Here is a 14,571-nt window from a genome sequence, read left to right as displayed (position 1 = left end):
ATGATCGCTCTCGAGCGACGAGCACTGACGACACCGCACCCGACGACAGTGGAGACCAATGCCATCAGACGACACAGCCGTACTCGTAGAGGACGTTCACAAGTCCTTCGGAACGGTTGACGCACTGCGCGGCATCGATTTCAGCGTCCCCACCGGCTCCATCCTCGGAGTTCTCGGGCCCAACGGCGCCGGGAAGACCACCACCGTGAAGGTGCTCGCGACGCTGGTCCGACCGGATCGCGGACGTGCGGTGGTGTCCGGCCACGACGTGGCGCAGGATCCTGCGGCCGTCCGGCGTTCCATCCTCATGACGGGTCAGTACGCCGCTCTCGACGACGCCCTGACCGGGCGGGAGAACCTCGTCCTCTTCGGTCGTCTCATGGGACTGACGAAGAAGTCGGCCCGTGTGCGCGCCGAGAACCTTCTCAACGACTTCGACCTGATCGAGGCCGGGGATCGACAGGTCCGCGGCTACTCCGGCGGTATGCGTCGACGCATCGACATCGCGTGCGGTCTCGTGGTGCGTCCGAAGGTCGTGTTCCTCGACGAGCCGACCACCGGACTCGACCCGCGCAGCCGCAAGGCGGTGTGGTCACTCGTGTCGTCGCTGCGAGACCAGGGCATCACGACGCTGCTGACCACGCAGTACCTCGAGGAAGCCGACGTTCTCAGCGACAGCATCATCGTCATCGATCGCGGTCGGGTCATCGCGCAGGGCACGGCCGACGAGTTGAAGTCGATGACGGGCGGCAACTACTGCCACATCAGCCCGCTGGATCCGACCGAACTGCGCCGCGCCGCAGATGCTCTCGCCGGTCTGCTTCCGCCCACCTTCAGCGCCGCCGACCTGCAGGGCGACAGCATCATCATTCCCGCACCGGACGGCCCCGGCACGCTGGCCGAGGCGCTGAAGAGGCTCGACGCCGCGGGCATCGAACTGTCCGACATCGGTCTGCGCCGGCCGTCCCTCGACGACGTGTTCCTGAGCCTCACCGGTCAGTCGCAGGGTGATGCGGCTCCGGCCGAACCCGCCATCGGCTCGGGCGCACCCTCGTGACGGCCACCCGAGACGCGGGACGCGCCTCGCACCGAGCGCCGGAACCCACGGCGTTCAAGCAGTGGGCGAGCCTGTCCGGACGGTCCCTGGGATCGATGGCCAGGTCCGGCAGCCTCGTCGTCGCCGTGGTGGCCCCGGCCGTCTACACGGTCGGCTTCTACCTGCCGCTCCGGCTCGTCATGCAGTTCCAGGGCCTGGACTACGCCCAGTTCCTCATGCCGATCATCTGCCTGCAGGCCATGGCGTTCACCGCCATCTCCGCGGCGCAGCGTGCTGCCATCGAGGGTCAGTCGGGTATGACCACCCGACTGCAGACGATGCCGGTCACCCCGTGGGTCCCGCTGCTGTCGAGAGCGACGGCCAACCTGGTGCACGCGAGTCTCTCCCTGATAGCCGCGCTGGTCTACGGCTCCCTCATCGGGTTCCGATTCCAGGCAGGACTCGACGACGCCGTCATCTTCATGCTGTTCGCACTCCTCGTCGGCGCGGCGCTGACCACGGGCGGCGACGCGATCGGATCGTTGTCGCGCTCCCCCGAGGCCACCAGCCAGGCACTGACCCTGCCCCAGCTGATCCTCGGCATGTTGTCGTCGGGCTTCGTTCCCGAGACAGGCTTCCCCGAATGGATCCGTGCGTTCGTCCGCAACCAGCCCATCTCCCTCTTCTCGAAGGCCATGCGTGACATGGCCGAAGGGGGCGTCAACTCCGCGACACTGTGGCCGGCGATCGCCTGGGCGGTGGGCCTCATCGTGGTCCTCGTACCGCTCGCGGTCTGGGCCAGCACGAGGCGATCATGACCGACACCACGTCCGAACCCCGCTTCGATCTGCGCGCGCTCCCCGAACCGGAACGCCTCGTGGGCGAACGCAGCCTCGCCGGGCTGGCGTCGCAGAGCGTGCTGCACTGCGGCCGCCTGCTCCGTCGCTGGGCTCGCGATCCGCTGACCATCATCCAGGCCGTCGTGTACCCGGTGGTCTTCCTTCTCATGCTCCGCACGGTGCTCGGCAACTCCGTGTCGGCGGCCACCGGGGAGAACAGCATCTTCGGCACCGTCCCGCTGATCGCCATGGTCGCCGCCATGTCCGGATCGCTCGCGAGCGCGGTGGGTCTGCGCCGAGAGCGTGCGGCCGGTCTGGTGTCCCGCTTCCAGACCCTGCCGGTGCACCGCGCCGCGGGTCTGGTGGGTCGACTCCTGGCCGAGACCGCCCGCATCGTCACCACGACGTTGCTCATCGTCGTCGTCGGGTTCACGCTCGGCTTCCGGTTCGAGCAGGGGCCCGTTCCGGGCGTGCTGGCGATGCTCGTGCCGCTGGCGTTCGGCCTCGGGTTCGCGGTGTTCGTCACCTCGGCCGCGATCGTGACCACCACCTTCCCTCTGGTCGAGGCCGTCGGAATGGTGTTCACCATTCTCATGTTCTTCAATTCCGGTTTCGTCCCGACGCGGGCCTATCCGACGTGGTTGCAACCGTTCGTCGAGCACAACCCCATCTCCTGTGCGGTCGATTCGATGAAGGGCCTCACACTCGGTGGCCCGGTCACCTCCCCGCTGTTGCAGTCGCTGGCCTGGTCGTTCGGGTTGTTCCTGGTGTTCGTGGGGCCTGCGGTGCGTGGGTACCGTCGCGCCGCCGAGACGTTCTGACGCTGCCGCGACCGGCCGGTCACAATGGCCGCCCGATCGGCCCGAAAAGGGCGTAACAGAACGCTCGGTTCCGGCAATGTAGTCGCTGTAGGCGCGGCCCGCGGATGCTGGTCGGCGCAGTGGCCGAACGCGAGGACCGACGCCGTGACACGATTCCGACAGCCCTTCATCGGCGTTCGAGTATCACCCCGGGACGCGATCAACGTCCTCGCGGAGAGCGAGCGGGTGATCGCCAACCTCGTCGACGTGATGGTGTTCGACGCCGCCGGCACGATGGGAGCATCCCCGACCCACGCCACGGTGTGCGCGTGGATGCGTGGACGTCTCGACGTCTCCCCCGTGTTCCGCCGGCGGCTCCGACGGCGCGCCGGAGATCTCGGTGACCCGTTCTGGGTGACCGGCGACGTGGACCTCGACGACCACGTCGTCGTCACTCCGATCGATCGACCGGGATGGGACCTCGTCGAGCGCCACATCGCTCGGGTCATGGCCACTCCGATGACGCTGGCGTCGTCGGGGTGGGAAGTGCACGTCCTGACGGGCATCCACGGCGTGCCGCACCTTCCGGAGGGCGCGACCGCGGTGGTGATCAAGGTCCATCACGCGTCGATGGACGGGTTGGGGCTGGTGGCCGTGGTCCGAGCCCTGTTCGCGTCTCCCGACCTCCCGCACGACGGACGCGTCGCGGAGCGCCGCGGAACCGCGGTTCCGGGCCCGATTCCGCCGCTGTGGAAGGACGCCGCCACGATGCCCCGCCGGACGGCGATGTTCGTCCGGACGATGGCGGCCGTGCGCCGGGCTGCCCCCGAGACACCGCGGCCACCGCGGCCCGCGACCCGCTTCAACGCCCGGATCGCACTCGACCACCGCGTCCGGATCGTCTGGCTGGACCTCGCACACGTCCGGACGATCTCGCGAGCCGTTCCCGGAATCACCGTGAACGACGTGCTGCTCACGGCGGTCTCCCTGGCACTCACCCGGTTCCTCGACGAGGCAGGGGAACACCCTGCGGCCACCTTGAGCACGACCATGCCGCTCGACATCCACGCGACCCACGACACCGCAGCGGCGAATCAGACCACGTTCGCGGACGTCGACCTGCACACCACGGTCGTCGACCCGCTCCTGCGCCTCCGCGCTGTGCACGCTTCGGCTGCCGACGCCAAGAGGCGGGTGCAGGATCTGACGTCTCGGCACGAGGTCAGCCCTTTCGACGTCGCCCCGCCCCTCCTCCTGCGGGCGATCGGCGCCCTGTCCACCCTGGCTCCTCACGACCGTCCGACAGTGCCGTCCACCACCGTGGTGTCGAACATGCCGCACGGAAGCGACGACCTGTGGTTCCTGGGCGCCCGCGCGGTGGCCGCGTTCATGCCGATGCCCACGGTCGACGGCATGGGACTCATCCACCACATCACCTCGCTCGGCGACCGTCTGGCACTCACCGTGACGGTCGAGTCGACCATGATGGCGGAGCCGGACCGCTACTGCGCGATGATCCGGGACGCCGTGGACGCGCTCGCGGCGGCCACGCTCGACGACGTCGCCGCGCCGCGCGCAGCGGCCTCCGCGAGCGTCGACACCGACTAGCCTCGCAGCGCCGTCCCGGTGAGCACCGTGACGTCCAGCGGCGCCGCCGCGGGTGCCTGATCGGCATCGCTCACGACGATGACCTCGAGGTCGTCCAGTCCCTGCGTGTCGAGCGACGCGAGTTGGGACTCGGACAGCACGACATGGGTGACCCACTCGTCGGCGAGCGCGTCGGCGAGATCGTCGGAGGCGTCGAGACTCACGGTCGTCGCTCCGGCCGCGGCAGCGACCACCACGGCGAGCACCTCGAGGTCCAGCGGCGCCCCGGCGGCCACCGCCACCCGCGATTCGTACGTCACCTGAAGACTGTCCGCGGTGATGCACGAGGCGAGCGCTGCGTGCGTCAGCGTGGCATCGCCCAGGGCGACGAGTGGATCGCCGGGACCGGCGGACACGATGCCGTCCGCGGCGGACAGCGGTCCGACCGGGCCCTGCGTGAAACGGTCGTCGGACGTCACCCGGATCGCGGTGTCCGCGTCCGTCAGCGTCGCGCCGATCTTCGCCGCGGCCCAGGTCGCCGCGATCCTGTCCTCGGGTGCCTCGACCAGCGGGGTGACCGGTCGGCCGGGCCCACCCCCCTCGGCCAGCAGGACCCGGGCGATGCGATTGGACCGGGCGTCCATCTCGGCCCAGCTGATCTCGAACTCGCCCCGTGCGTACGCGGGAGCTCCCGGATCCGCCTCGACGGACGCGGTGATCATCGAGGGCAGGTCGACGGGCTGCGGCCGACTCGTCTGCACGGCCGCGGCCACCGGCTCGTCGGCGTCGGTCGACGGGCCCGAGGCCAGGGCGATCGAGGAGACGGCACCGCCCGGATCCGCCACCACCGCGTCGAGCGCGGACGAGAAGACGGTGGCGAAGGTGGCCGCCGTGGCCTCGTCGAACAGATCGGTGGCATAGGTGACGATGCCGGTCACCGGGTCCGAGTGCTCGCGGTGAGGAGAGTCCTCGATGGTCAGCGTGAGATCGAACTGGGCGGGATCGAACGGGTTCTGCAACTGCTCGACGTGCAGACCCGAGAGATCGATCTCCGAACGCTCGGTGTTCTGGTACGCCAGAGCCACGCGGAACAGCGACGACGACCGCGCAGGCGCCACCGTGTCGACCACGGTGTCGAACGGCACGTCCGCGTGGGCGAACGCCGAGAGGGCGACACCCCGCGCATCGTCGACGAGATCGACGACGGACGCGTCCTCGTCGACCGCCAGGCGCAGCACCAGGGTGTTCACGAGCATGCCGACCAGAGGATCGAGTTCGGCGCTGCCTCGACCCGCCACCGCGGTGCCGACGCAGATGTCGGTCGACCCGCTGATGCGCGACAGGGCGACGGACAGCGCCGCGTGCACCACCATGAACGGAGTCGCGCGCCGCTCCCGTGCCAGATCGCGGACCAGCTCGTACGTCTGCGCCGGGATCTCGAAGCGCACGGAGGCACCCACACCGGACGGTGCCGGAGGACGCGGACGGTCCTGCGGCAAGGACAGCTCACCAGGGAGCCCTGCCAAGGTCTCGCGCCAGTAGGCGAGCTGACGTGCCGAGACCGACTCGGGATCGGCCGGGTCGCCCAGCAGCGTGCGGTGCCACAGGGCGTAGTCCGCGTACTGGACATCGAGCGGCGTCCACGCCGGCAGCACGCCCGCCGTGCGCGACGCGAATGCCGTCACGACGTCGACGGTGAGGGGCGCGATCGAGAAGCCGTCGGCCGCGATGTGGTGCACGACCACGACGAGCACGTGCTCCTCGTCGCCGAGGCGGAACAACTCGACGCGCAGCGGCACCTGCGTCGTCACGTCGAACGGCGTGGTCGCCACCGCCACCACACGCGCCGCGAGCTCGGCCTCCGTCACCGGGATCGGGGTCAGCGGCCGGCCCACCGGTGCGAGCACGGACTGACGCCCGTGACCGTCGACGTCGGGGTAGACGGTGCGCAGCGTCTCGTGTCGGGCGACGACGTCGTCGACCGCGACGCGCAGGGCATCCACATCGAGTGGTCCCGTGAGCCGCAGGCCCATCGGCAGGTTGTAGGTCGCCGCCGTCGGATCGACACGGTTGGCGAGCCAGAGCCGTTGCTGTGCCGGAGCGAGAGGAACGACCTCGGGGCGGGGAGTCGACGTCAGGTGTCGGCTGGTGGTGACGACTGTGTCGAGGCTGTCCGCGAGGTCTGCCACCGTGGCCGCGTCGAAGACGGCGCGCAACGGCACCCGCACACCCAGCTCGTCTCCGATGCGGGCCGCGACGCGGGTCGCCACCAGCGAGTTCCCGCCGAGAGCGAAGAAGTTGTCATTGAGCCCGACGCGCTCCACGCCCAGGAGTTCCGCGAGGACCTCGGCCACGACGCGTTGCTCCTGCGTACGCGGTGCGCGGTATCGCTGCACGTCCACCACCGGGTCGGGCAGCGCCGAGCGATCGAGCTTGCCGCTCGCGCTGACGGGCAGCGCGTCCAGGACGACCACGACCGGCACCATGTACGCCGGCAGGATGCGCGCCGCGTCCGCTCGGAGCAGGTCGGTGTCGACCGTCGCTCCCGGCGCGGGCACGACGTAGGCGACGAGCGTGTCGTCGCGGACGATGGCGACCGAACGGGCGACGCGCGACGACGCGGAGACCGCCGCCTCCACCTCGCCGAGTTCGATGCGCAGTCCACGCAGCTTGACCTGGTGGTCGACGCGCCCCGCGAACTCGAGATGGCCGTGGTGATTCCACCGGGCAAGGTCACCGGTGCGGTACATGCGCGCACCGTCGTGGCCGGGCAGTGCGACGAACCGGTCCGCCGTCAGGTCCGGACGCCCGTGATACCCCCGCGCCGCCTGGACGCCGCACAGATACAGCTCGCCCACGACACCGTCCGGCACGGGCCGGAAGCGACCGTCGAGCACGAGCGCGGCGGTGCCGTCGACCGGGATCCCGATCGGCACGGACGGCGGTTCGCCCCGCCCGACCGGATGTGCCGTCGCGTGGACCGCGAACTCGGTGGGGCCGTACAGGTTGTGCACGTCGATGTCGCACTTCTCGCGGAACGTGTCCACCGCGGCGCGACCGAGGGCCTCGCCTGCCAGGAACACCAGACGCAGTGAGCGGCAGGCGTAGTCGTCAGCGGCCTCGGTGAAGACGGCGAACATCGACGGGACGAACGACACGGCCGTCACGCCGTACCGCGAGATTGCCCGCATCAGGTACTCGGGATCACGGTGACCGTCGGCATCGGCGACGGCGAGGGTGCCCCCGACCGCCAGTGTCGCGAACATCTCCCACACCGAGACGTCGAAGGTCATCGGGGTCTTGGCGAGCACCACGTCGTTCTCGGTCAGCGCATAGGTGCGCGCGAACCAGTCCACCTGGTGCGTGACGGCACCGTGCGGGACGGACACACCCTTCGGCACACCCGTCGAGCCGGACGTGAAGATGACGTAGGCGGTGGTGCCGGCGCGCACGGCGCCCGTCCGGTCGGCGTCGGTCAGCGGAGCGGACGAGACGGACGGATCGTCGAGTGTCGCCAACGACACGGCTCTCTCGCCCGCCACCGGGAGTGCGTCGGGCTCGGCCACAACAACGCAGCGCGCCGCGGTGGCGGCGACGATCTGATCGATGCGGGCCGCAGGCTGCTCCGGATCCACGGGGACGTACGCGCCACCGGCCTCGAGCACGGCGTACACCGCGACGAGTGCGTCGACCGAGCGAGGGAGAGCGACGACGACGGCGACCTCCGGGCCGACGCCACGCTCGACCAGGGATCGGGCGACGCGATTCACGCGCGCCGCGAAGTCTCCGTACGTGTGCGAACCCGCGGCGTCGACGAGTGCCGTCGCATCGGGGTTCTCGGCTGCGCGCCCACGGAATCGCGAGGTCAGCGAGACCGCCTCCGTGGTCCCCTCCGGCAACACGGGCGCCGTGATGCGCTCGCGTTCCACTCCGCCGAGCAGGTCGATCTCGTCGAGGACGACATCGGGATCCGCGGCCACCGCGCGGGCGACGGCCACGAAACGTTCCGCGAGGGACCCGATGGTCTCCCGGTCGAACAGGTCCGTCGCGTACGCGATGGTCGCGGCGAGACCGTCCGGAGCTCCGAGCGGTGTCAGGGAGTCCACGAGGGTGAACTGCAGGTCGAACTTGGCCACACCCAGATCGAACTCGACGGTCTCGAGGCGCAGGTCGGTCAGCTCGAAGTGCGCCTGGCCGAGATTCTGGAACGACAGGAGCACCTGGAAGATGGGGTGCCGCGCACGTGAGCGCGGCGGATCGATGACCTCCACGAGCCGCTCGAACGGGACGTCGGCGTGGGCGAAGGCACCGAGGTCCTGCTCGCGGATGTGGGCCAGCAGGTCGCGGTATCCGGCGCCGACGTCGACGCGGGTACGCAGCGCGAGGGTGTTGACGAACATGCCGATCATGTCGTCGACGGCGGCGTCGCCGCGACCGGCGACCGGTGTCCCCACCGTCACGTCGTCCGTGCCCGAGTGGCGTGCGAGCACGATCGCGAGGATCGAGTGCACGACCATGAACAGCGTGGAGCTGTGGGCGCGCGCCACGTCGACGAGCGCCGCGTGAAGCTCCGGTTCGATCGAGAAGGTGTGTGACGCACCGGCATACGTCGGCTCGGTGGGCCGCGACCGGTCGACCGGGAAGGGCAGCTCGTCCGGCAGGTCGGCGAGCGCGGTGAGCCAGTACCGCTCCTGCTGCGCGATGACCGACTCGGGATCGTTCTCGTCGCCCAGGGCGTCGCGCTGCCACACCGAGAAGTCGGCGTACTGGACGGGAAGCGGCGCCCAGGTCGGTGCGAACCACGACACCCGGGCGCTGTAGGCCGCCATGAGATCGCGGGCGAGCGGAGCCATCGACGCGCCGTCCGCGGAGATGTGGTGGACGACGACAGCGAGCACGTGCGTGTCGTACGCGGTCCGGAACAGGGTCGCCGCGACGGGGACCTCCTCCGTCACGTCGAACGCACGACCGGCGAGCGCGGCCACCGCGGACGGCAGCGCGTTCTCGTGGACGTCTACCGGGGTGAGGTCGGGAACGATCGACTCCGCCGTCAGTGCGAGCTGCACGGGACCGTTCGGGGTGTCCGGATACATCGTGCGGAGCGACTCGTGCCGATCGATGACGTCGAGCATCGCCACCTGCAGCGCCGGCACGTCGAGATCGCCGACCAACCGGACGGCGAACGGGATGTTGTAGGCGGCCGACGTCGGATCGAATCGGTTGAGGAACCACATGCGGCGCTGCGCGTACGACAACGGCGGCGCGTCCTCGCGAGCGTCCGAGTCGGCGGCCGTGCGGCGGACCAGGGGTGGCCGCGGCGGGACTCCGGACTCGAACTGCACCCGTGCCGCCAGGGCCGCCACCGACGGCGCCTCGAACAGCGTCCGCACGGTCACCGTGGTGTCCAGAGCCTTGCCGAGTCGCGCGACCGCGCGAGTAGCGATCAACGAGTTCCCGCCGAGGGCGAAGAAGTCGTCGTCGCGACCGACCCGGTCGACGCCGAGCAGCTCGCCGAACACCGACGCGACGATCTCCTCGACCGGCATGGACGGCGCCCGGAACTCGTGCACTTCGACGACCGGTTCGGGCAGACTCCGCCGGTCGATCTTGCCCTGGACGGTGATGGGGAGCGCGTCGAGCACCATCACCGACGACGGCACCATGTGCGACGGCAGACTCTGCACGGCGAAGCGGTGGATCTCGTCGCTGTCGACGGTGCGGCCGTCCTGCAGGACGACGTAGGACGCGAGCGCGAGGGAGCCGGACGACGGTCGGTGCGCGATGGTCACGGACGCGCGGACGCTCTCGTGCATCGACAGCACCGCGTCGACCTCGCCGAGTTCGACGCGCATCCCGCGGATCTTGATCTGGAAGTCGGCTCGGCCGACGTACGCGATCTCGGTGTCGGCCGACCAGCGCACCAGATCGCCCGTGCGGTACATCCGTGCGCCCGGCTCGTACGGCGACGCGACGAAGCGCCCCGACGTGACGCCGGGTGCGTGGACGTAGCCCCGCGCGACGGACGGTCCCGACAGATACAACTCGCCGACGACGCCCTCGGGCACGGGCCGGAGCCACGGATCGAGAACGAGGCACGATGCTCCGCGCACCAGGCGGCCGACGGTGATCGGCGCGGCCGGATCCAGCGGCCGCGACATGTGGCTGATCATGGTGATCTCGGTGGGTCCGTACGCGTTGTACATGCGTCGGCCGGTACCCCACCGCGCCACGAGATCGGGTGGGCAGGCCTCGCCTGCGGTGACGACGTGCTGCACGTGATCGAGCCCGTCCGGATCGACGGAGGCCAGCGCTGCGGGGGTGATGGTCACGTGGGTGACCGCCTTCTCCGACAGGTAGCGCGCGAGTTCCTCGCCGCCGAAGACGTCCGCCGGCGACACCACCAGCGTCGCCGACCGGCTCAGGGCGGAGAGCATCTCGAACAACGACGAGTCGAAGCTGGGCGAGGCCAGGGCCAGGACACGGGAGGACGACTCGACGTCCAGACGCAGAGCGATGTCTCGCGTCAGGTTCGCGACACCGCCGTTGCCGACGACGACGCCCTTCGGGAGACCGGTCGATCCGGAGGTGTAGATCATCCAGGCCGGAGTCTCGAGGTGGATCGGCGAGAGCCGATGCGCGTCGGTGACGCGCGCCGGCGAGTACTGCGACACCAGGCGGTCGGTCTCGACGGCGTCGATCGCGAGCCAGTCGAGCGCATCGGGGAGGCTGCCCGCGCGGGTGGTGTCGGTGATCCCGAGGACGGCCCCGGAGTCGGAGACGAGGTGCAGGATGCGCGCGGTGGGCAGCGCCGGGTCGATCGGCAGGAACGCCGCGCCCGTTCGCGCCACGGCCCACGTGCTGAGAATCGAGTGCAGCGACCGTGGGAGGGCGATCGCCACGGTGGTCTCCGGCCCCGCGCCGCGGGAGACGAGCAGTCGAGCGATGCGGTTCGCCGAGGCGTCCATCTGCGCGTAGGTGAGGGCGCCGTGCGCCGTCTCGACCGCGATGGCGTCGGGCGACCCTGCGACGGCGTCGTCGATGACGTCGACGAACCGCCGAGGTCGAACGCTCGATGCTCCCCGCGCGGGCACCAGGGTGGCGCGCTCGTGCGGGGAGAGGACCTCGATGTCGAGGACCCGGCCGTCCGCGGCGCTGTGCGAGAAGCGCCGGAGGTAGTCGAGGAACCGCGACCGCAGGTCCTCGACGCGCTGCTGGGTGTAGAGGTTCGGGTTGGACTCGAAGTCGATCTGCAGCTCGTCGCCGTCGCCGGGAGCCGGGTACAGGTTGATCGAGAGATCCTCGACCGGGCCGGTGGTGAGCACGTGGTACGACCCACGAACGTCGCCGAGCACGATCTCGTTGTCGAACATCATCAGGTTCACGGTGGGACCGAAGAGGCCGCGCGTGTTCGTCATCTCACCCGCGTCGCGCCGGATGTCCTCGTGCCGGTACCGCTGTCGGCGCAGCGCACCGGTGAGTTCGCGCTGCACGCGGTCGATGACGTCGGACACGGTGGCGGCGGCGTCGACGCGGACGACGAGGGGAACGACGTTGGAGACCATGCCGCCCGAGCGCCGCAGGACCGCGCTCGCGCGGCCCGACACGGGGAGGGACAGCACGACGTCGGTGGTTCCGGTGGTGCGGGAGACGAACGCCGAGAACGCGGCGATGGCCAGCGTGACCGTGGTGGTGCCGAGCGAGTCGACACCCTTCGCGAGAGATTCCGCGACCTCGACGGGAGTGCGTCCCGACGCCGCCCGGCACGGCACCGAGACCGGTGCGGTGCTGTCGACGAACGAGACTCCGGTGGGGAGCGTCTCGAACTTCTCGGCCCAGTGGCGGCGATCGTTCTCGAATCGCGTCGACTCGCGGTAGGCGACGTCGTCGTCGTAGACCGTGCGGAGGTCGCCCGCCCGCGTCGGCGTCGGCTCGCGGCCCTCGACGAGCGCGGTGTAGTGCGCCGCGACCTGGCGGATCATGGTCATCGCACCGAAGCCGTCCAACACGATGTGGTGGATCCGGCAGTACCAGAAGTAGCGCTCGTCCTCGACCCTGATCAGGTAGGTGACGACCAGCCGGTCGGAGGTCATGTCGAGAGGCGCGGCGCACTCGGCGCGCATCCACTCGATCGCCGTCTCGACGGGAGTCGCATCCTCGCGCAGATCGAGGAAACGCACCGTGTCGGTGATGGACAGGTCGACCACCTGGGCCGGCACTCCGTCCTCTTCGACGATGCGCACGAAACCGGACCCGAACTGCCGGCCGACCGAGATCATCGCCGCCTCGAGAGCCGCCGCGTCGACCGGTCCACGCAGGTCGACGTAGTGGGCTATCGACACCGGCACGGAGCCGGCGAGCTGCTGAGCGAACCAGATCCCGCGCTGAGCCGCGGTCAGGGGAACCGCGTCGAGCACGGGCGCTGGGCCGTCCTCACGGGCGCCGTCGTCCTCCGCGTCCGTCGCCTCGGCGATACCGACGCTTCGGTTCGCTACGCGCGCGGTGTCGAACGACTGCACCGATCTGGACCTCCGAATCCGGGGACGACCGCACTCTGCGTCGTCGATGAGGATCGCAACCCGGTCCGCGCCACCCTCGACTGCTGGTCCTCGATCCGGTTATTCAGTGTTTCACAGTCCCAAAACCCCGACAAGGCAACCGGGTCCGACCATCAAGTTCGCTGCACGGTCCGCCGACGACGTACGACCCGAGTCGGTCGGCGAAAGCGAGACGCGATCACTGATTCGTCACGATTCGGGAGAGTACACAAAGCAGACCGAACCTTGTCGGGATCAGGCACGAACCACCTGGACGGAGACACCGCTGTCTACCGTGGAAGCGGCACCACCCGACGTGACATGCACAGGAGATCCCGTGAGCCGATTCCGGCGAACCACACGACGCTCCACCCCCACCCGAGGGCGACCGATGACGTCCCGTGACGCCCTCAACCTCTATCTCGAGTCGCCGCACACGTCGGCGATCCTCATCCACGCCTTCGTGGTCGACGTCGCCGCGGGCCCCGGTACCGGACTACGCACGCACGCCGATGCGGTGGCCTACGCCCGCTCGATCGTGCACCTCGACCCGATCTTCCGGCAGCGGCTCCACCGTTACCCCGGCGACATCCACTACCCCTTCTGGGTGGACGACCCGGACGCGGACGTCGACTCGCACGTCACCGTGACGCACCAGCAGGACGGCGACGTCGAGATCGTGCGCCGCCGGACGGTCGAACTCTCCCGTGAGTTCTTCGACTTCACCACCGGGCCGGCGTGGCAACTGCACTTCCTGGTGGACCTGCACGGCGTCGACGGGGTCCCCGATGGCGGCACGGTGATGATCGCCAAGTTCCACCACAGCGCGATCGACGGTGTGAGTGCCTCCGACCTCATCTCCCGCATGTTGTCCCCCACCCCGGCAGAGCCGCGACCGGAGACCGCCGAGGTTCCGGTTCCCGGTCGAGTGCGGGCACTCTCTCGCGTTCCGGCCGACCTGGTGCGCCTCGCCGCGGTGGCGGTCCGCTGGTCGACGCGGTCTCGTGCCGGGACCCCACCGGCGTCATCGACCGCGCCGACCGCAGTGCCCGCGACACGGTTCAACGGTGACAAGGAACCGGACATGTCGTGGGACCTGGCCTGGCTCGACCTCGACCGCATCCGGCGCGTCAAGTCCGCGTACCCGGGCATGACGGTCAACGACATGCTGACCGCGATCATCTCGCTCGCCCTCTCGACCTATCTCGAGGAACGAGGCGAGTTGCCCGCGGGCAGCCTCTCGATCTCGATGCCGATGAGCACACGCTCGCTCACCGACGCGACCACCGCGAATCAGCTCACGCCGATGATGGTCGACCTGCACACCGACGTGCCGGATCCGGCGGAACGCCTCCGCAGAATCCACGAGTCGCTGGTGGCGGCGAAGGAATCGGTGGCTCGCTCCACCGAGCGCACGGGCCCACCACACCCTCTCGGTGCGTTGCCCTCCGTCGTGGTTCCCGTGATCGGTGCCCTCACGCGGGCGCCGTCGACCGATCCCGCGACCGCGCCGGTGACCACGATGCTCAGCAACGTGAGCTACGGACGCGGGCCACTCGCGCTGCTCGGCGCGCCGGTGGTCGGCTGCTACGGAGTTCTTCCTGCCGTGCGCGGGGTGCATCTCACGCACTCGGCGCGGTCGGTCGGCACGTCGATCTCCCTGTCCGTCGCAGCGAACGCACAGTCCCTGCCGGACATCGAGCACTACATGGACGTCGTCCGACACGCACTCGATCTGCTGGACCCGGACGTCGACACGACTCGGGCCTGACCGC

Annotated in this window: 6 protein-coding genes; 5 read left to right on the top strand and 1 reads right to left on the bottom strand. The window is 69.8% G+C overall.

Translation table 11 applies throughout. The annotated features are described in order from the left end of the window. Positions 1-58: 58 nt before the first annotated feature. The 4 genes from QE449_RS04525 to QE449_RS04510 all read left to right on the top strand — a co-directional run bounded on the left by QE449_RS04525 (position 59) and on the right by QE449_RS04510 (position 4,283). On the top strand, positions 59-1,057 hold the full coding sequence (locus QE449_RS04525) for a daunorubicin resistance protein DrrA family ABC transporter ATP-binding protein (RefSeq protein WP_027504640.1): 999 nt from the start codon (positions 59-61) through the stop codon (positions 1,055-1,057). Then, a complete protein-coding gene (locus tag QE449_RS04520; protein WP_307108297.1) occupies positions 1,054-1,854 on the top strand; it encodes an ABC transporter permease in 801 nt (266 codons plus the stop codon). The genes QE449_RS04525 and QE449_RS04520 overlap by 4 nt, the downstream gene beginning before the upstream one ends. Further along, positions 1,851-2,696: an ABC transporter permease gene (locus tag QE449_RS04515; RefSeq protein WP_222631717.1), complete on the top strand. Its 846-nt coding sequence runs from the start codon at positions 1,851-1,853 to the stop codon at positions 2,694-2,696. The genes QE449_RS04520 and QE449_RS04515 overlap by 4 nt, the downstream gene beginning before the upstream one ends. A gap of 144 nt (positions 2,697-2,840) precedes the next feature. Continuing rightward, complete coding sequence (locus tag QE449_RS04510) at positions 2,841-4,283, top strand: wax ester/triacylglycerol synthase domain-containing protein (protein ID WP_307108296.1); 1,443 nt, start codon at positions 2,841-2,843, stop codon at positions 4,281-4,283. Here the strand turns inward: QE449_RS04510 and QE449_RS04505 are convergent. After that, on the bottom strand, positions 4,280-12,778 hold the full coding sequence (locus QE449_RS04505) for a non-ribosomal peptide synthetase (protein ID WP_307108295.1): 8,499 nt from the start codon (positions 12,776-12,778) through the stop codon (positions 4,280-4,282). The two genes, QE449_RS04510 and QE449_RS04505, sit on opposite strands and share 4 nt — an antisense overlap. A 409-nt stretch (positions 12,779-13,187) precedes the next feature. On the opposite strand from QE449_RS04505, the gene QE449_RS04500 reads away from it, so the two are divergent. Then, positions 13,188-14,567 (top strand): wax ester/triacylglycerol synthase domain-containing protein, encoded by a 1,380-nt coding sequence (locus tag QE449_RS04500; protein WP_307108294.1) that lies wholly within the window; start codon positions 13,188-13,190, stop codon positions 14,565-14,567. Positions 14,568-14,571 lie beyond the last annotated feature (4 nt).

This window comes from Rhodococcus sp. SORGH_AS_0303, assembly GCF_030819335.1.
Taxonomy (GTDB): Bacteria; Actinomycetota; Actinomycetes; order Mycobacteriales; family Mycobacteriaceae; genus Rhodococcoides.
The sequence above is the reverse complement of the archived record's forward strand: the minus strand, read 5'-3'. Positions and strand labels throughout refer to the sequence as shown.